Genomic DNA, 17,127 nt, shown 5'->3' on the forward strand with positions numbered 1-17,127 from the left:
ATGGAAAAGAAGAAAGGCTGTTGTGATATGACCTATTTTTATTAGATATCTATTTTACACCAGCAACTTAAAGTTGCCCTCAGGCTGCTTCCGCCAGGAATTCGGGGTTCTGTTTGACCAGTGCAGCCCGCAGTTTCTCCATGGCGCGCGCTTCGATCTGGCGGACGCGTTCCTTGGAGATGCCGAGCGCCTCGCCGAGCGATTCCAGGGTGGCGCCGTCGTCGCTCAGCCGGCGTTCCTCGATGATCCGGAGCTCGCGCGCATTGAGTGCGCCGAGCGCGCTCTTCAGCCAGATCGCGCGGCGCTCGACATCGATCGTTTCGCCCACCACCTCGTCGGGAAGCGGGTCCTCCGAGACCAGGAAATCCATGCGTTCGGCGGCGCCGTTCTCGTCGGCTAATGGCGTGTTGAGGGAACTGTCGGGGGCTGAAAGGCGCGAATCCATCATCGCCACATCGGCTTCGGGCACGCCGAGCGCCGCCGAGACCTCGCGATAGAGCGAGGCATTGGAGATCGGCTCGGCGCCATTGGCGAGCCGGGCGCGCAACCGTCTCAGATTGAAGAACAGCGCCTTCTGCGCCGAGCTGGTGCCGCCGCGCACGATCGACCAGTTGCGCAGGATATAGTCCTGCATCGAAGCGCGGATCCACCAGGTGGCGTAGGTCGAGAAGCGCACCTCGCGGGCGGGCTCGAAGCGGGCCGCGGCTTCCAGGAGGCCGACATGGCCTTCCTGGATCAGGTCGCCGAGCGGCAGGCCGTAGTGGCGGAATTTCGACGCCATGGAAATCACCAGGCGCATATGGGCGACGGTGATCAGATGCAGCGCGTCCTGATCGTTCTTTTCCTTCCAGCGTATGGCCAGGAGGTGTTCCTCGTCGCGCTCGAGATAGGGAGCCTTCATTGCCGCCCGGACCAATGTCCGTCCTGCCACGTCCTCGATCATGCCGGCTCCTTTTGGCGGTCGTTACGCTGATGACGGTTGAAAAGACGCTGCCGCGCCCTACAACAGCCTGCAACGTGTCAGGCGCATGGAAGGTTCCGTGGCGGCAGAGGCGCACATGCAGTGCGCCGGGTGCCGTTTTGTTGTCGACCCGGGACGCTTGCTTGCCGTGATTTGCATTGATTTTGAGGATCAGATTTCTGGCTGGGCCAATTTTTGAAATCTGGTTCCTTATTCCGCGGACATCTATCTGTCAGTTTGCGGCTCTCACAATGCGCCGGGGCACCGGTCAAAACGGGATCACAGAAAAATGAAATGGCTCAAATCGCTCCTCGTCGCCGGAACGCTGCAGATTCTGGCGGTCACAGCCGGTCACGCCGGCGCCAATCTCGACCAGATCAAGCAGGCGGGGGTCATCAAGGTCGGCACGGAAGGCACCTACGCGCCGTTCACCTATCATGACGAATCCGGAGCGCTGGTCGGCTTCGATGTCGAGATCGCCAAGGCGATCGCCGAGAAGCTCGGCGTCAAGGCCCAGTTCCTCGAAGGCAAGTGGGACGGCCTGATCGCCGGCCTCGACGCCAACCGCTACGACGCCGTCATCAACGAGGTCGGCATCACCGATGCACGCAAGGCCAAGTATGATTTCTCCGATCCCTACATCGCGTCCAAGGCGGTTTTGATCGTTCGCGGCGACGACAGCGAGATCAAGACCTTCGCCGATCTCAAGGGTAAGAAGGCCGCGCAGTCGCTGACCTCGAATTTCGGCAAGCTCGCCGAGAAGAACGGCGCCGAGCTGGTCGGCACCGACGGCTTCGACCAGTCGATCCAGTTGCTGCTCACCGGCCGCGCCGACGCCACCATCAACGACAGCCTGTCCTTCCTCGACTTCAAGAAGCACAAGCCTGACGCCAATGTGAAGATCGCCGCGCAGGAAGAGAACGCCGACTATTCCGGCGTCATCGTGCGCAAGGGCGATCCGGAACTGGTCGCGGCGATCAACAAGGCGCTGGCAGACATCAAAGCCGACGGCACCTACAAGAAGATCGCCGACACCTATTTTGGCCAGGACGTCTCGCAGTAAGCTTAGCCCTCCTTTTGCCTGAGTTCCGGCGGGCCGTCTTTGACGGCCCGCCGGCTTTTGCATGATAGTCGTTCGGCAATGCCGGCCAGAGGTGGTCGCGGCATCCGGAAAGGAGAAGGCTCCGTGCCGCACTGGTTGCAACTGATGCTGGAATCGCTGCCGACGCTGCTGTGGGCGGCGCTGATCTTCACCGTGCCGCTGACATTGCTGTCCTTCGCCTTCGGGCTCCTCGCCGGGCTGGTCACGGCACTGGTCCGGCTGTTCGGCCCGAAGCCGCTGGTCGCGCTCGTTCGTTTCTATGTGTGGATATTTCGCGGCACGCCGCTGCTCGTGCAGCTCTTCCTGATCTTCTACGGCCTGCCGTCGGTCGGCATCCTGCTCGATGCCTTTCCCGCCGCGCTGATCGGCTTCACGCTCAACATCGGCGCCTACACGTCGGAGATCATCCGCGCCGTCATCGGTTCGGTACCGAAGGGGCAGTGGGAGGCCTCCTATTCGATAGGCATGACCTGGAGCCAGGCGATGCGGCGCACGATCCTTCCGCAGGCGGGCCGTGTCGCCGTGCCGCCGCTTTCCAACACCTTCATCTCCCTGGTCAAGGATACCTCGCTCGCGGCGGCGATAACGGTGCCCGAGATGTTCCAGGCAGCGCAGCGCATCGTCGCCACCACCTACGAGCCGCTGATCCTCTATGTCGAGGCGGCGGCACTGTACCTGGCAATGAGCTCGGTGCTGTCGGCGCTGCAGGCGCGGCTGGAGGTGCGGCTCAACCGTTATGGCGGCTTCCTGGAGGCCAATGCATGATCGGCCTCACCAATATCGACAAGCGCTTCGGCGACAATCTTGTGCTCAAGGGCGTCACCGTCAATCTGGACGAAGGCAGCGTCACGGCACTGGTCGGCCCTTCGGGCGGGGGAAAAAGCACGCTTTTGCGCTGCATCAACCTGTTGGAGGTGCCGACCTCCGGCATCTTGCGCATCGGCGACGAGACGCTGGAATTCCGGCCTGGCGGCAAGGTGCCGGCGGCGGATGTGCAGCGCGTTCGCCTGCAGACGGGCATGGTGTTCCAGAATTTCCAGCTCTTTCCGCACCGCACCGCGATCGAGAATGTCATGGAAGGGTTGGTGACGGTGCTGAAATGGCCGGCCGACCGGGCTCGCGAGCGAGCGATGGCGCTGCTCGAGAAGGTCGGCATGGCGCACAAGGCCGATGCCTGGCCGGCAACATTGTCAGGCGGCCAGCAGCAGCGTGTGGCGATCGCCCGGGCCTTGGCGCCGTCGCCGCGCGTGCTGCTTTGCGACGAGCCAACGTCGGCGCTCGATCCGGAACTGGCGCAGGAGGTGGTCGACGTGCTGGGTCAGCTCGCCCGCGAGGGCACGACCATGGTGATGGCCACGCACGACCTCAGGCTCGCCTCCAAGATCGCGCAAGAGGTGGTGTTCCTCGATGCCGGCTCAATTGTGGAGAAGGGCCCGGCCGCGGTCGTCTTCGACAATCCCGAGCGCGAGCGGACCAAGCGCTTCATCGCCTCGCTGCGGCAGGAGGAAGCGCAGAGGGAAGCTGAGGGCGAGGGATCAGGTACGATTTCTTCGTAGGTCTGCGCCGCCCCTCATTGCCCTGCCGGGCATTTCTCCCCGTATAGTGACGGGGAGAAAGACGCTTTCATTAGTGATTTCGCCAATCTTCACCGTTGCAAGATGAGCACCAGCGTTGCGCCATCTCCCTTCTCCCCGTCACTATACGGGGAGAAGGTGCCGGCAGGCGGATGAGGGGCGGCGCCGACTTTGCCAGCATTGCCCGCAACAAAAAACCCGGCGCGGGGCCGGGTTCTTCGTAACTTAAAGGCGAAAAAGCTCAGGCAGCTTCTTCCTGCTCGGCTTCCTCGTTGTCGGCCTTGGCGCCGCGCTTCGGACCCTTGTTGAGGTTGACCTCGATGAGGCGGACAGCCTCGGTCTCCGACATGCGGTTGACGGCCGCGATCTCGCGAGCCATGCGGTCGAGCGCGGCTTCATAGAGCTGGCGCTCGGAATAGGACTGCTCCGGCTGGTTGTCGGCGCGGTAGAGATCGCGCACCACTTCCGAGATCGAGATCAGGTCGCCGGAATTGATCTTGGCGTCATATTCCTGCGCGCGGCGCGACCACATGGTGCGCTTGATGCGGGCGCGGCCCTGCACGACCTTCAGCGCGCGATCGACATAATCCTCTTCCGACAGCTTGCGCATGCCGATCGAGGTCGCCTTCGCGACCGGCACCTTGAGCCGCATCTTGTCCTTCTGGAAATCGATGACAAACAGTTCCAGCTTGTGACCCGCGACTTCCTGCTCGTCTATCGCCACGATCTGGCCGACGCCATGCGCCGGATAGACGATGAACTCGCCGGTCTTGAACCCGTGGCGGGCTGCGGTGGACTTCTTCTGCGGGGTTATCGTTGCCATTACGCCCTGAACTCCTTAGTTGTGTCACCGGCATCATGCCGGCCAAACCCGTGCAATCGGCGAAAGCCGACCGTTAGCCGCGCAACATGATGACCCACCGGATAAAGCCGAGGCCGGCTAACCGCACGAATGCGACCGCCTGCCCCAGATCACTCTGGTCCGGATTGAGAAGCTCACCTTTCAGTGATTTGGGGCGTTAGCGCCATAAATCGACGTTGTGTCACCGGCATGTTCCGCTCATGTAACACAAAAAGTCGGAAGAATCAAGGTTTTGCTGCGTCCGCTAACGCCAAGCACCATCGCTGCCTGTCAAGACAGCAATTGTATCGGCCCCGTTACGTCGCGTCATGCCGGCTTGGCCGATCCGGCTGTCAGTCGCCTTCGCCAGGCTCCGGCGAGAAATATTTCTCGAACTTTCCGGCCTCGCCGTCGAAGGCTTTAGCATCCGCCGGCGGCTCTTTCTTGGCGGTGATGTTGGGCCATTTCTCGGCATATTCGGAATTGATCTGCAACCATTTGTCGAGCCCCGGCTCGGTATCCGGCTTGATCGCGTCGGCCGGGCACTCCGGCTCGCAGACGCCGCAGTCGATGCACTCATCCGGGTGGATGACCAGCATGTTCTCGCCTTCGTAGAAACAGTCGACCGGACAGACCTCGATGCAGTCCATGTATTTGCATTTTATGCAATTGTCGGTCACGACATAGGTCATTGCAGGCTCCGGGACGTCCCTTTTTTGCTGGGCTTTTCAAGGTGAGGTAACGCCTTTGCCCGCCGCTGGCAAGGGTAGGGCTTGCTGCCTGAGCCGGCGCTGCGGAATGGAATTCCATACGGGTGCCGCGACGAAGTCGGGTTGTATCTTCAGTCGTCGCCGAGCAGCCGGTCGGTCTGCCGCCGCTCCCGCTTGGTCGGGCGGCCGCTGCCGGCCTCGCGCAACCCCGGAATGGCGTCGGGAACGGCCCCGCCCCTTGGCGTCGGCGCCGGCGACATGTCCTCGTAGAGCAGGCGCGCCTCATCGGCAGGACCACGCCGAATTCCGCAGTCGAGCACTTTCCAGACCAGGATCCGGCCCTCGAGCGTGATGGTCAGCACATCGCCGGCCTTGACCAGATCGGAGGCCTGCGCTGCTTTGTCGCGATTTATGCGAACGCGCCCGGCAACAACGAGCTTTGCCGCCAGCGACCGTGATTTGACCGCGCGTGAGAAGAACAGCCATTTGTCGATGCGCTGGCGGCCTTCTCCAACCATCGCTGCTAGCTTTGTTGGAGCATGATCTTATCCGAAAACCGGTTCCCACTTTTCGCTGACGCGGTCCTTCGGTTCGGGATCATGCTCTAGCCTATTTCTTCAGCTGGTCGCGCAGGGCGGCGAGCTTGGCGAAGGGCGAATCCGGATCGAAGCGCTGCGGGCGCTCCTCGCGCGGCTTGCCTTGGAAGGCCGGCTTGCCGGCGGAAGCATTGTCCTTGCCGTCCTGCCTGTTGCCCTTCCAGTCCTGCCTACCCTCACGGCGATCGGGACGCTCGCCCTGCGGCCGGCCTTCGCGCCGTTCGCCGCCCTCGCGTTCCGGCCTCGGCTTGAACTTCGAGCGGTCGAAGCGCGGTTTGCCGGCACCATCGCGCTGATCGCGGCGGCCCTCATGGGCCGGCCGATCTCCGGGCTCGCCACTCGCGGCGCCCGCCTGACCCTCACGCGGGGCCTGCCCGCCGCGCTGGCGGTTGTCGCGACGGCCGTCATGGCGATGACGCGGCCGCTGATGATCGAAACGTGCCTGCCGCCACAGAAGGATAGGTTTCGGCTGTTCCTGCTCGGCCGCCGCTTCGGCAGGGGCGTTACCCTCCCCTCGATGGGGGCGCGGCGCGCAGCGCCGGGGCGGGGAGCGCCGGCGCTGTTGGCACTGCCTGCATCGTCGGCGCCGTCACCCCCACCCGCGTCGCTTGGCGCTGCGCCCCCCATCGAGGGGGAGGTGGGCGCCTCGGCGCCTGCTTCAGCTGCTTGGGCAGAGGTTTCCGCTTGTTCTTCCACAGCGACTGGTTCTTTAGCGGCCGCGCCAGCGTCCGGTTCAGCGGCAATTTCGGCGGAAGCCGGCGCGCCAGTCTCCAGACCTTCGTCGAGCGGCGCGGCCGCGCCGTCGTCGGCCGGCGCCTCAGCCGCCTGCGCGGCGCGCGCGGCCTCTTCTGCCGCAAGCTTAGCCGCAGCGGCCTCGCGGGCGGCGGTGTCCAGCGCGTCCAGCTTCGCCTTCACCTCGGCGGCCGGCTTCGGTTCGGAACGATAGCCGAGGCCCTTGAGGATTTCTTCCATGTCGTCGGCGGTGGCGCCGAGGATCGACATCATCGGCGGCGTCACCATGAAGGCGTGGCCGTCATAGGCGCCGTCGGGCCGCTGGCCGAGGCCGGGCTTCCAGTTGGTCGCCGGGCGGATGAGGTCGGCCAGCCGCTCGAGAATATCGACGCGCACGGCGCGGCGGCCGAGATTGCGATAGCCGGCGAGCTTGTAGAAGGTCTTGTCGAAGGCCGGGTCGATGACCACCGAGGTGCGGCCCGACGCCAGCGCGTGGACGACATCGCCGAAGCCCGGCTTGTCCTTGCCGTCGTTCTGCAGCGCCCAGAGCAGCGTGACCAGCCCGGCCGGCGCCGGCTTGATCAGCGCCGGCACGAAGACGTGATAGGCGCCGAAGCGCACGCCGAGGCGACGCAGCGCCGCGCGGCCTTCCTGGTCGAGCGACTTCATTTCCTCGGCGATGTCGCGGCGGTTGATAAGGCCGAAATGCTCGACGAGCTGGAAGGCGATGCCGCGCGCGATGCCGGTGATCTGCTCGGCATTCTTCAGATCGACGAGGGGCTTCAGCAGCGTTTCGATCTGGAAATTGACGAAACGCTCGGCGCGCGCCGCGACCTTGTCGCGGGCAGGCCCGGTGAGCTGCTCGTCGGCAAGCAGCACAAGCCGTGGCTTCAGCGCCTCGTCGCCGGCGACCAGCGTGCCGATCGGCGCGCCGATCCAGCGCAATATACCGTCCGAGCCCAATGCCAGATCGCCGTTGGCGCAGGCGGCAAAACGCTCGGCGCGCGCCTCGAATTCGGCCGCGAGCGCCTTCTGGGCAGCGGTGCGCACCGCCTTGGCATCCTCGCCGCCGGCGCTCTGGTCGGCGGTGAAGCGGAATCCCTGCAGCTCGCCGACGTGATGGCCTTCGACGAGGACGGTTCCGGTTGGGCTGATTTCAGCTTCAGGCATGGTATTTTCTCTAAGGCGCCGCATGAGGACGGAAGTCCTGCGGTCTACGAAGCGTTTCGTCAACCGCTCATGCAGCGCATCCGACAATCTGTCTTCGATTTCGCGCGTCTTTTCCTGCCAGTGTAGCTGATCGGCCAGCCAGCCCGGTCGGTTGGAGACGAAGGTCCAGGTGCGGATCTGGGCGATCCGGTGCGACAGCGTGTCGATATCGCCGTCAGTCGTGTCGGCTCGCCGCACCTGCTCGGCCATGTAATTCTCGTCGACATGGCCATGGCGCGCAAGATCCATATAGATCGAGGCGATGAGGTCGGCGTGCTGGGCGGGCGCGATCTTGCGGTAATCCGGCAGCGCGCAAGCCTCCCAGAGCAGCGCCACGCGATTCCTGCCGGTGGCGAGCGCCCTGATGTCGGCGTCGCGCGACAGATGGTCGAGCGCCTGGGCATCCACCGCCGGCAGCGCACGCGTCAATCCTTCGACCGGCGCGTTGGTCTCGGTCGAGCGCTTCAAGGCATCGAGGCTGGTAAAATCGAAATCGGCCGTGCGCCACTGCAGCACCTTCACCGGGTCGAAATCGTGTCCTTCGATCTTCTTGACCAGATCCTCGTCGAACGGATCGACCTGGCCGGTGACGCCGAAGGTGCCGTCGCGCACATGCCGTCCGGCGCGGCCGGCGATCTGGCCGAGCTCGGCGGCGGTGAGGTTGCGGTACTGGTAGCCGTCGAACTTGCGGTTCTGGGCGAAGGCGACGTGCTCGAGGTCGAGGTTCAGCCCCATGCCGATGGCGTCGGTGGCGACGAGATAGTCGACGTCGCCGGACTGGAATATCTCCACCTGGGCATTTCGGGTGCGGGGGCTGAGCGCGCCGAGCACGACGGCGGCACCGCCCTGCTGGCGACGGATCAGCTCGGCGATGGCGTAGACCTCGTCCGCCGAGAAGGCGACGATCGCCGTGCGGCGCGGCAGGCGGGTGAGCTTCTTGGAGCCGGCATAGGCAAGGTGCGACAGCCGCGGCCGCGTCACCACCGAGACGCCCTTCAGCAGGCGCTGCAGGATGCCGTGCATGGTGGCGGCGCCCAGAAGCAGCGTCTCCTGGCGGCCGCGCAGATGCAGGATGCGGTCGGTGAAGATGTGGCCGCGCTCGAGGTCGCCGGCGAGCTGCACCTCGTCGATGGCGACGAAGGCGGCATCGGTCTCGCGCGGCATCGCTTCGACCGTGCAGACCGAATATTTCGCGCCCACCGGAACGATCTTCTCCTCGCCCGTGATCAGCGCCACCTTATTGGCGCCGACCTTTTCGCAGACGCGGGCATAGACCTCGCGGGCAAGAAGTCTCAGCGGCAGGCCGATGATGCCGGTCTCGTGCGCCACCATGCGCTCGATGGCGAGATGGGTCTTGCCGGTGTTGGTGGGACCCAGCACGGCCGTCACGTCACGGCCCGAAAGGATCAGCGGCTGGGTGTGTGTCGGCTGGATATTCATCGGCTCGGAAATTTGAGTCTTTTCTGCCGCTCGTCGTCGGATACGCAGCGGTGCCGCCGCATGTGACAGGCGACACATAGGGATTTCAGATGCGAAGCGAAAGCAGAATGTTCCTCAAAAGAGATGGCGCGCCCGCCGGCAAGGTCAAAATCCGCCGTCGATTAACCGGTGGAACGAGTCTGGAACGAATCGGCGACGAATCACTGACTCATTCTGATTCAGGTTTTGTTCACGGCTATATGTGGATTTTTTGACGACGAGTCTCACCACATGCTGAATCCGGAAACTGGCCCGTTTCATGCTTGGCCAGGGTAGGCTCCGGAGGGCCGTTAACTTTTGCCGGTGAACGATCACGGCCGGCTCGAGCGCAGCCGCCAAGATTATGAAATGGTTGATCTTTCCTAATCGCTGTTAATCTTTTCGGCGTCGTTTCGGGCTCCGTGCGTTAACTTTCCGGCCAAAGCCGGAACGAATCGGCGACGAATCAGCGATCTACAAATATTCCTGGTTTGTTCACCCCAAGATATGGTGTCGTCCACAGCTTGCGCACCGAAAATTCACAGCTTGCGAACAGGGTTTCGCACAAGGGACGCCGACGCCGTTAACTTTTGTGTGCCGTATTGAGGCATGCGCGGTGGAGGCGCCGACAAAAACAGGCGGTCCGGCTGTTCCGGACCGCCTGCCGCCGCTGTCAAAAGACCTCAGGCGAAATACTGGCCGCCATTGGCGGTGATCGTCGAGCCGGTGATGAAGCCGGCCTCGTCGGACGCCAGGAAGACGACGCAGCGCGCGATCTCTTGCGGCTCGCCGAGACGGCCGACCGGAATCTGGGCGATGATCGATTCCCGCACTTTTTCCGGCACTGCCATGACCATGTCGGTGGCGATGTAGCCGGGGCAGACGACGTTGACGGTGATGCCCGCGCGGGCCCCTTCTTGAGCCAGCGCCTTGGTGAAGCCGATGTCGCCGGCTTTCGAGGCCGAGTAGTTGACCTGGCCCATCTGGCCCTTCTGGCCGTTGATCGAGGAAATGGTGATGACGCGGCCGAACTTGCGGTCGCGCATGCCGCCCCACAGCGGATGCGTCATGTTGAAGACGCCGGAGAGGTTGGTGTCGATGACCTCCTTCCACTGCTCGCGCGTCATCTTGTGGAACATGGTGTCGCGGGTGATGCCGGCATTGTTGACCAGCACCGAGACCGGGCCGAGATCGGCCTCGACCTGGGCGATGCCTGCGGCGCAGGCGTCGTAGTCGGCGACCGACCATTTGTAGACGGGGATGCCCGTCTCGGCCTTGAATTTCTGGGCCGCCTCGTCGTTGCCGGCATAGTTCGCGGCGACCGAATAGCCGGCATTCTTCAAGGCCACCGATATCGCCGCACCGATGCCGCGCGATCCGCCCGTGACGATTGCTACTTTGCTCATGTGGTCCTCCCTTTAAAATCGTCTGAGCGAATAGGGAGTAGCGAATAGCGAGTAGGGATTTATGTCCCGCCGCGCCGACGCCCGTTCTTCCCTATTCGCTACTCCCTATTCGCTATTGGCTATTGGCTTTCTCAGAGCGCTTCCACGCACATGGCGACGCCCATGCCGCCGCCGATGCAAAGCGTCGCGAGACCCTTCTTGGCACTTCTGCGGCGCATCTCATGGACCAGCGTGTTGAAGATGCGGGCACCCGAAGCGCCGATCGGATGGCCGATGGCGATGGCGCCGCCATTGACGTTGACGATCGAGGGATCCCAGCCCAAGCCCTTGTTGACGGCGCAGGCCTGCGCGGCGAAGGCCTCGTTGGCCTCCACGAGGTCGAGGTCCTTGACCGACCAGCCGGCCTTCTCCAGCGCCCGCTTCGAGGCCGGGATCGGGCCGGTTCCCATGATTGCCGGATCGACGCCGGCGGTCGCCCAGGAGGCGATGCGGACCAGCGGGGTGATGCCGCGCCGGGCAGCCTCGGCCTCCGTCATCAGCAGCGCGCCGGCGGCGCCGTCATTGATGCCGGAAGCGTTGGCGGCGGTGACGGTGCCTTCCTTGTCGAAGGCCGGCTTCAGCTTGGTCATGGCATCCAGCGTCGCGCCGTGGCGGATATATTCGTCCTGGTCGACGACGGTGTCGCCCTTCTTGCCCTTGACGGTGAAGGCGACGATCTCGTCCTTGAACTTGCCGGCCTTCTGCGCGGCTTCGGCCTTGTTCTGCGAGGCGAGCGCGAACTCATCCTGGTCCTCGCGGGTGATCTGGAACTGACGGGCGACGTTCTCGGCGGTGTTGCCCATGTGGTAGCCGTTGAAGGCATCCCACAGACCGTCCTTGATCATCGTGTCGATCATCTTGTAGTCGCCCATCTTGACGCCGGCGCGCAGGTGCTGGGCGTGGGGCGAGAGCGACATCGATTCCTGGCCGCCGGCTACGATCACCTTGGCGTCGCCGGTGGCGATCTGCTGCATGCCGAGCGCGATCGCCCTGAGGCCCGAACCGCAAACCTGGTTGAGGCCCCAGGCCGTGGTCTCCTTGGGCAGGCCGGCGATGATCGAGGCCTGGCGAGCCGGGTTCTGGCCTTGAGCGGCGGTCAGCACCTGGCCCAGGATGACCTCGTCGACTTCCGCTGCCTCGACGCCGGCCCGCGCCAGCAATTCCTTGATGACCACGGCGCCGAGCTCATGCGCCGGCGTTGCGGCGAAACTGCCGTTGAAGGAGCCGACCGCCGTGCGGGCGGCGCTGGCGACGACGATTGAATTGGAAGCGGCCATTTTCTTCTCCAGACTTCGAGGTGTCGTGTTTTGGGCTATCTTTGAAGACTTTTCTTGCCCGTTCAATGACCTGAGTCAAACCGGAAATGGGCATGGCCGCCATGCGCGGCAAGCAAGTCGGGCGCTTATCGTGACGGCGCAGCCGTCGCCGCGCGGCACAATTTCATCCGTCCATTCCGCACTAAATGATGCCGCACTGCACAAAGCACTTGGAATTGTGACGCTTTTGCGCATATCCTCGACAAATGGCGCAATCGTTACCGGCCGCTTACTCTGAACGCGCCGGTATCCTGGGGAGGATACGGATGGCCGCAAAAGACGACCCGATCGTCATCAAGAAATATGCCAACCGCCGGCTCTACAACACCGGCACCAGCACCTATGTGACGCTCGAGGATCTGGCCGAGATGGTCAAGAAGGGCGAGGAGTTCACCGTGCAGGACGCCAAGACCGGCGACGACATCACGCATCCGGTGCTGACCCAGATCATCTTCGAGCTGGAGAACAAGGATGGGCAGAACATGCTGCCGATCCCGTTCCTGCGCCAGCTGATCTCGTTCTATGGCGACCAGATGCAGATGATCGTGCCGAGCTTCCTCGAACAGTCGATGATCGCTTTCTCCAAGGAGCAGGAGCGCTTCCGCGAGCAGATGAAGGGCGCCTTCGGCAAGACGCCGATCGACATGATGAAGACGCCGATGAAGGCGCTGGAGGAGCAGACGCGCCGGAACGTCGAGATGTTCCAGAACGCAATGCGCATGTTCACGCCGTTCCCGTCGGCGGGGACCAGTTCCTCCGCACCGGCCGAGCCGCCGAAGAAGGAAGAAAAGTCCGACGATCTGCAGGAATTGAAGGCGCAGATCGCCGCCATGCAGCGCAAGCTCGACACGATGTCCTGACGGGTTGTGCGCTTGGTGGCGATAGCCAACGTCTGAGATAGGCGGAAACACCCATCCCTTCGTCATCCTCGGGCTTGACCCCATAGGCGCTAACTTAGCAATCGATGTGCGATGGCGCGTCGTCGTCGGGGTGGTTCGCGCAAGCGGTGGAGCAGCATGTCGAGGGAGATCAACCTGGTAGGCCCCAGTAATACAGCCATCGAGATGTTGGAGATTGCCAAGGCCACGAGACGCCAGATCGGCAGGGCGGATCGGTTCAGGCGGCCAGGGGGAGAGAGTCCGGCGCCTCGGGATCGAGGGCCGGCAGGTCATCTTCGGCCAGCAGGGCGGCCAGCAGAGCGGTGTTGATCCACAGGCGAGCCAGGTCGGGATCCTTTGCGCGGAGATCTTCCAGACCCACCAGCGACTTCATGCGTTTGAACGCCAGCTCGATCTGCCATCGCAGACGATAGGTCGAGGCGAGCCGCTCAGGCGGCCAGTCATCCGGCGGCAGCGATGTCAACAGCACCAGATAGCCGGCCATCTCGATGCCGGCCTGGCTGGGTTTGTATCTCGCCTTGGCCGCCAAACGGCGCGCCGCTCGTCTGGCCTTCTCAGCCGCCTCGGGCGGCATGGGCAGGATCACCACCCGAGCGGGTATCGCGACCCTGGACTTGCCGTCCTGGACGCCCACCGAAAGATCGAGCACGCCCTTCTTGCTCGCTTCACGGCACAGCGCCAAGCGATCCAATAGCCGGCCTTGGCCATCCAGCAGGCGTGGATAGTTTGAAGGGGCACGAACCAGAAAATCAGCCCCTGCCTCGATTACCCGAGCCAGATCGTCGGCCTTGGCGTGGGCACGGTCGGCGATCCGAAGCTCTCCGGCCCTGGCGCCGCGCGACAGCCGCTCGGCTTCATGGCGATCCGTGACCTCCACCGAACAGAGCTTCAGCGTTGCAAGATCAAACACCGTGTGCACCATCCAATAGACCCGCTTGGGACCAGGCGGCGCAACTACCGTGGCGTCCACCGCCATCATCCGCAGGCCTCCGTACAAGCCGGCGAAGGCTTCGGGGCAGCGCTCGGCAAGCAATTCCGAAACCAGGCCGCCCACCCAATCAGCACTGGCCTTCAGACGCTTCAGCATCGCCACGTCCGACATCGACGCCACTCCCCGCTGCTCGGCCCAACCAGCCAGCATCCGAAGCGAGAAGCGACCCAGCACATAGGCAAAACACAGCCGCAGCAGGTCAGCAGCGCTAGCCACCTGCCGTTTGCGCAGCAGCGCCCCAGCCTCCCGCGCGCTGGTCTCCAACTCTTCTGCCGAGCCCAATCGTCCGACCAGCTCGTCCCAATCCAACGCTTGCAGCGAATCGCTCATAACCACGGTGAATCACTCACCACGATCACCGTCAAGCCTAAGTTAGCGCCTATGGGGCTTGACCCGAGGATCCATGCCGTGACCGACGCCGTGGGGCGCACCAGTGCAGAATTCTGTAACCGTTGCAACGTCTTAGCGTCACGGCATGGATCCTAGGGTCTGCGCGCGTCGCTTCGCTCCTTGCTCCGCCCTAGGATGACGGGGTGAGAGCCGCTTCGGCTAATCTCAAACGGTTGCTCCAAGCCGTCGGTCCCTCTCGACCGGCCCGTCGTAACGCGCTCGCGGCCTGATCGGCCTGTTGCTCGTCGCCTGCTCGATTGCGTGCGCCGTCCAGCCGACGCTGCGGCCGAGCGCGAACAGGCGGAAGGGCGCATCGGCAGGCAGATGCAGACTCCTGGTCAGCGCGGCAAGCGCGAAATCGACGTTCGGATGCAGGCCGGTCGCGGCAAGCACCGCGTCGCGCAAGCGCAGCAAGCCGTCGTCGATCGTGACATCAGGGAGCAGGGCCTCCGCGCGCGGATCGCCTTCGGGATAAAGCTGGTGGCCGAAGCCGGGCAGCGGCCGGTCATGAGCCAGCCAGCGCGCGACCGCTTCGTTCGTCCCCAACCGTTCGGCATCCTCGGCGAGGTTCAGGGCGGCCGCGCCGGCCCCGCCATGGCGCGGACCGGTGAGCGTTGCGAGGCCGGCAAGCAGGCAGGCCGCGATCGGCGCTCCGGTGGAGGCGGCGACGCGCGCGGCGAAGGTCGAGGCGTTGAGCTCGTGATCGGCGAGCAGAACCAGCGCCTTGCGGATGAGATCGGCGCCGGCGGCGTCGACCGACCAGCCGCGCGCCAGCCTTTCATGCACCGGCTCCGCCCCCGGACTTGCGCCGAGGGATGCCGCAAGCACGCTCGTGGCGCTGGCGCCGTCCTGCTGCAGCATGGCTGGCCTGCGACCAAGCGAAGGCCAGCCGGCGGCTGCAAGCGCCGAGAGCCTCGCAAAAGCCGTCGGAGTGCCGCTCTCGCGAACCGTCGAAGGGGTCAGCGACGCGAAAGACACTGGGGCGCCGGACGCCCAAAGCAGCCCTGCCGTCTCCTCCAGCGTCGCCATCGCCGCAAGCGCTGCGGCATCCTTGCCGCGATAGACGAGGCGGCCATGCAGCACAGTCGAGATGGCGGTGGCGATCGCCGGCTCGCCCCAGGCGATGGCGCTTTCGGCGATCGCCTGCGGGCTGCGTCCGCGTGCCCGGCGGGTGGCAATCGCCGCGATGTCGTCGGCGCGATACTGGCTGCGGCGCGGGTCGGCCCCATCCGGCCGCATGCCGATGCGGCCGCGGCTGACATAGGCATAGAGCGTCTGCGGCCGGACGTTGAGCCGCGCCAGCGCTTCCTCCCGCGTCAGCCACTCGGACATGCCCAGACCTTACATTGATTCAGTTGATCAAGATTGATGCGTTGATTGAGCAGCATTAATTGCGTTGCACGAAAGGTCAAGGAGACAGTCATGGCGAACGGGCTCGATGATGTGGTTGCGGCGGACACGGTGCTTTCCGATGTCGACGGCGCGGGCGGCCATCTCACCATCCGAGGCCACTCGTTGACGGAACTCGCCGGCCGTTGGCGCTTCGGCCAGGTGGTCCATCTGCTGTTCGACGGCTTTTTCGATGAGCTTCCCGGCGATAGCGAACTGGAGCAGGCGATCGGCAAAGCGCGCGTCGAGGTGTTCGAACGGCTGCAGCCGATACTTGGCCAGCTCGCGCCGCTCGATATCTACAGCGCCGTGCGTGCCGGCATAGCGCTTTTGCCGGACGGCGAGGCGCTTGCCGACGCGCTCAGGCTGATCGCGGCGCCGGCGGTGCTGACGCCAGCCTTGCTGCGGCTCGGTCGCGGCGAGAAGCCTCTTCCTCCGGATGCAAGCGCCGATCATGCCTCCGATATGCTGAGAATGCTCGGCGGCACCGCATCGCCGGCGCTTGCCAAGGCGCTCGACACCTATCTGGCGACGGTCTGCGATCACGGGCTCAATGCCTCGACCTTCGCGACGCGCGTCGTGGCGTCGACGCAGGCAGGCTTGACCTCGGCGATCCTGGCCGGGCTCGGCGCGCTCAAGGGACCGCTGCATGGCGGCGCGCCGGGACCGGTGATCGAGATGCTCGATGCGATCGAGGCGAGCGGCGACGCCGCAGCCTGGCTGCGCGACGAGATCGCGCGCGGCGGACGGATCATGGGCTTCGGACATCGCATCTACCGCGTACGCGATCCGCGCGCCGACGTGCTGAAGGCGGTCGTGCGTCAACTCGGTTCCAGCAATCAGACCGGCAGCAGGCTGGCCTTCGCCGAAAGGGTGGAACAGGCGGCGCTCGACGTGCTGAGGGTCGCCAAGCCGCAGCGTTCGATCCAGACCAATGTCGAATTCTACACGGCATTGCTGCTCGAAGCGGCGGGCTTCCCCAAGGAAGCGTTCTCCAACGTCTTTGCCGCCGGCCGCGTCGCCGGCTGGATCGCGCACACACGCGAGCAGCAGGCGACCGGACGGCTGATCCGGCCGCAGTCGCGCTATGTCGGGCCGGTACCCAATCTGGTGGCTTGAGATAGCAGTTCCTCACCCCCATTTTCGTCTACGGCATGCACACATTTCCAAGCGGCTGGTCTTTGGCGATAGCGTGCATGGCTTGGCGCATGCATTGTCTAATGTAGCGCTGGTCGACCCCCACTCCGTCTCGGCTACGCCGAGCCACCTCTCCCCCGATCGACGGGGGAGAGGAAAGGCGCCAGGCTTTTTGCCGTCAATGCTTGTCCAGCAGCGCTCCCTTCCTTTCCCTCCGGAGGGGGGAAAGGTGGCGCTGCGAAGCAGCGACGGATTGGGGGAACCACGTGGCAATCAAGCCTCAGCCCGATCAGTCACGCCAGCACGGAAGAACGTGTGCATCCCCTAGCCACTTTCGTGGAGCGAGGAAAGAACCCACACATGACCGAAATTTTAAC

16 protein-coding genes are annotated in these 17,127 nt (G+C 64.2%); 7 read left to right on the forward strand and 9 right to left on the reverse strand.

Going from position 1 to position 17,127, the window contains the following annotated elements; genetic code table 11:
• Positions 1 to 79 precede the first annotated feature (79 nt).
• On the reverse strand, positions 80 to 943 hold the full coding sequence (locus tag QAZ47_RS08060) for an RNA polymerase factor sigma-32 (protein WP_278206148.1): 864 nt from the start codon (positions 941 to 943) through the stop codon (positions 80 to 82).
• A gap of 307 nt (positions 944 to 1,250) precedes the next feature.
• Here QAZ47_RS08060 and QAZ47_RS08065 point away from each other — a divergent pair, with 307 nt between their 5' ends.
• From QAZ47_RS08065 to QAZ47_RS08075, 3 genes are all read left to right on the forward strand, one after another.
• Entirely contained in the window at positions 1,251 to 2,024 is a 774-nt protein-coding gene (locus QAZ47_RS08065) for an amino acid ABC transporter substrate-binding protein (RefSeq protein WP_278232874.1), read from the forward strand.
• 123 nt (positions 2,025 to 2,147) lie between these two features.
• Entirely contained in the window at positions 2,148 to 2,828 is a 681-nt protein-coding gene (locus tag QAZ47_RS08070; RefSeq protein WP_278232875.1) for an ABC transporter permease subunit, read from the forward strand.
• On the forward strand, positions 2,825 to 3,619 hold the full coding sequence (locus tag QAZ47_RS08075; protein ID WP_278206150.1) for an amino acid ABC transporter ATP-binding protein: 795 nt from the start codon (positions 2,825 to 2,827) through the stop codon (positions 3,617 to 3,619). Before QAZ47_RS08070 ends, QAZ47_RS08075 begins: the two co-directional genes overlap by 4 nt.
• A gap of 259 nt (positions 3,620 to 3,878) precedes the next feature.
• Here QAZ47_RS08075 and QAZ47_RS08080 read toward each other — a convergent pair whose 3' ends face one another.
• The 4 genes from QAZ47_RS08080 to QAZ47_RS08095 all read right to left on the reverse strand — a co-directional run bounded on the left by QAZ47_RS08080 (position 3,879) and on the right by QAZ47_RS08095 (position 9,165).
• Positions 3,879 to 4,460: a CarD family transcriptional regulator gene (locus QAZ47_RS08080; protein ID WP_040974338.1), complete on the reverse strand. Its 582-nt coding sequence runs from the start codon at positions 4,458 to 4,460 to the stop codon at positions 3,879 to 3,881.
• A 371-nt stretch (positions 4,461 to 4,831) separates the two neighbouring features.
• On the reverse strand, positions 4,832 to 5,170 hold the full coding sequence (gene fdxA, locus QAZ47_RS08085; RefSeq protein ID WP_278076262.1) for a ferredoxin FdxA: 339 nt from the start codon (positions 5,168 to 5,170) through the stop codon (positions 4,832 to 4,834).
• 149 nt (positions 5,171 to 5,319) lie between these two features.
• Complete coding sequence (locus QAZ47_RS08090; RefSeq protein ID WP_278206151.1) at positions 5,320 to 5,706, reverse strand: RNA-binding S4 domain-containing protein; 387 nt, start codon at positions 5,704 to 5,706, stop codon at positions 5,320 to 5,322.
• 99 nt (positions 5,707 to 5,805) lie between these two features.
• Positions 5,806 to 9,165, reverse strand: a complete 3,360-nt coding sequence (locus tag QAZ47_RS08095; protein ID WP_278232876.1) for a helicase-related protein — start codon at positions 9,163 to 9,165, stop codon at positions 5,806 to 5,808.
• 107 nt (positions 9,166 to 9,272) lie between these two features.
• Between QAZ47_RS08095 and QAZ47_RS08100 the strand changes: the two genes are divergently transcribed.
• Positions 9,273 to 9,419: a hypothetical protein gene (locus QAZ47_RS08100; protein ID WP_278232877.1), complete on the forward strand. Its 147-nt coding sequence runs from the start codon at positions 9,273 to 9,275 to the stop codon at positions 9,417 to 9,419.
• A 447-nt stretch (positions 9,420 to 9,866) separates the two neighbouring features.
• Here QAZ47_RS08100 and QAZ47_RS08105 read toward each other — a convergent pair whose 3' ends face one another.
• Complete coding sequence (locus QAZ47_RS08105) at positions 9,867 to 10,589, reverse strand: beta-ketoacyl-ACP reductase (protein ID WP_278232878.1); 723 nt, start codon at positions 10,587 to 10,589, stop codon at positions 9,867 to 9,869.
• 131 nt (positions 10,590 to 10,720) lie between these two features.
• Positions 10,721 to 11,905 carry an acetyl-CoA C-acetyltransferase gene (locus tag QAZ47_RS08110; RefSeq protein WP_278206154.1) on the reverse strand — a complete coding sequence of 395 codons (1,185 nt, stop codon included), beginning with the start codon at positions 11,903 to 11,905 and terminating at the stop codon, positions 10,721 to 10,723.
• On the opposite strand from QAZ47_RS08110, the gene QAZ47_RS08115 reads away from it, so the two are divergent.
• Both QAZ47_RS08115 and phaR read left to right on the forward strand, forming a co-directional pair.
• Positions 11,862 to 12,182 carry a hypothetical protein gene (locus tag QAZ47_RS08115; protein WP_278232879.1) on the forward strand — a complete coding sequence of 107 codons (321 nt, stop codon included), beginning with the start codon at positions 11,862 to 11,864 and terminating at the stop codon, positions 12,180 to 12,182. The two genes, QAZ47_RS08110 and QAZ47_RS08115, sit on opposite strands and share 44 nt — an antisense overlap.
• A 28-nt stretch (positions 12,183 to 12,210) precedes the next feature.
• Positions 12,211 to 12,804 (forward strand): polyhydroxyalkanoate synthesis repressor PhaR, encoded by a 594-nt coding sequence (gene phaR / locus QAZ47_RS08120; protein ID WP_278076267.1) that lies wholly within the window; start codon positions 12,211 to 12,213, stop codon positions 12,802 to 12,804.
• A gap of 256 nt (positions 12,805 to 13,060) precedes the next feature.
• Here phaR and QAZ47_RS08125 read toward each other — a convergent pair whose 3' ends face one another.
• Together QAZ47_RS08125 and QAZ47_RS08130 are read right to left on the reverse strand one after the other, a co-directional pair.
• On the reverse strand, positions 13,061 to 14,164 hold the full coding sequence (locus QAZ47_RS08125; RefSeq protein WP_278204343.1) for an IS4 family transposase: 1,104 nt from the start codon (positions 14,162 to 14,164) through the stop codon (positions 13,061 to 13,063).
• 225 nt (positions 14,165 to 14,389) lie between these two features.
• Positions 14,390 to 15,556 (reverse strand): citrate synthase, encoded by a 1,167-nt coding sequence (locus QAZ47_RS08130; protein ID WP_278232880.1) that lies wholly within the window; start codon positions 15,554 to 15,556, stop codon positions 14,390 to 14,392.
• A gap of 90 nt (positions 15,557 to 15,646) precedes the next feature.
• On the opposite strand from QAZ47_RS08130, the gene QAZ47_RS08135 reads away from it, so the two are divergent.
• Complete coding sequence (locus tag QAZ47_RS08135; protein ID WP_278232881.1) at positions 15,647 to 16,732, forward strand: citrate synthase/methylcitrate synthase; 1,086 nt, start codon at positions 15,647 to 15,649, stop codon at positions 16,730 to 16,732.
• The last annotated feature ends 395 nt before the right edge of the window (positions 16,733 to 17,127 follow it).

The sequence above is a fragment of the Mesorhizobium sp. WSM4904 genome (assembly GCF_029674545.1).
Lineage (GTDB): Bacteria > Pseudomonadota > Alphaproteobacteria > Rhizobiales > Rhizobiaceae > Mesorhizobium.

What these genes read in the sequence shown, in the direction of transcription:
- QAZ47_RS08060 (WP_278206148.1), bottom strand. Translation starts at nt 943, where the DNA reads ATGATCGAGGACGTGGCAGGACGGACATTGGTCCGGGCGGCAATGAAG.
- QAZ47_RS08065 (WP_278232874.1), top strand. Translation starts at nt 1,251, where the DNA reads ATGAAATGGCTCAAATCGCTCCTCGTCGCCGGAACGCTGCAGATTCTG.
- QAZ47_RS08075 (WP_278206150.1), top strand. Translation starts at nt 2,825, where the DNA reads ATGATCGGCCTCACCAATATCGACAAGCGCTTCGGCGACAATCTTGTG.
- QAZ47_RS08080 (WP_040974338.1), bottom strand. Translation starts at nt 4,460, where the DNA reads ATGGCAACGATAACCCCGCAGAAGAAGTCCACCGCAGCCCGCCACGGG.
- fdxA (WP_278076262.1), bottom strand. Translation starts at nt 5,170, where the DNA reads ATGACCTATGTCGTGACCGACAATTGCATAAAATGCAAATACATGGAC.
- QAZ47_RS08090 (WP_278206151.1), bottom strand. Translation starts at nt 5,706, where the DNA reads ATGGTTGGAGAAGGCCGCCAGCGCATCGACAAATGGCTGTTCTTCTCA.
- QAZ47_RS08095 (WP_278232876.1), bottom strand. Translation starts at nt 9,165, where the DNA reads ATGAATATCCAGCCGACACACACCCAGCCGCTGATCCTTTCGGGCCGT.
- QAZ47_RS08100 (WP_278232877.1), top strand. Translation starts at nt 9,273, where the DNA reads ATGTTCCTCAAAAGAGATGGCGCGCCCGCCGGCAAGGTCAAAATCCGC.
- QAZ47_RS08105 (WP_278232878.1), bottom strand. Translation starts at nt 10,589, where the DNA reads ATGAGCAAAGTAGCAATCGTCACGGGCGGATCGCGCGGCATCGGTGCG.
- QAZ47_RS08110 (WP_278206154.1), bottom strand. Translation starts at nt 11,905, where the DNA reads ATGGCCGCTTCCAATTCAATCGTCGTCGCCAGCGCCGCCCGCACGGCG.
- phaR (WP_278076267.1), top strand. Translation starts at nt 12,211, where the DNA reads ATGGCCGCAAAAGACGACCCGATCGTCATCAAGAAATATGCCAACCGC.
- QAZ47_RS08125 (WP_278204343.1), bottom strand. Translation starts at nt 14,164, where the DNA reads ATGAGCGATTCGCTGCAAGCGTTGGATTGGGACGAGCTGGTCGGACGA.
- QAZ47_RS08130 (WP_278232880.1), bottom strand. Translation starts at nt 15,556, where the DNA reads ATGTCCGAGTGGCTGACGCGGGAGGAAGCGCTGGCGCGGCTCAACGTC.
- QAZ47_RS08135 (WP_278232881.1), top strand. Translation starts at nt 15,647, where the DNA reads ATGGCGAACGGGCTCGATGATGTGGTTGCGGCGGACACGGTGCTTTCC.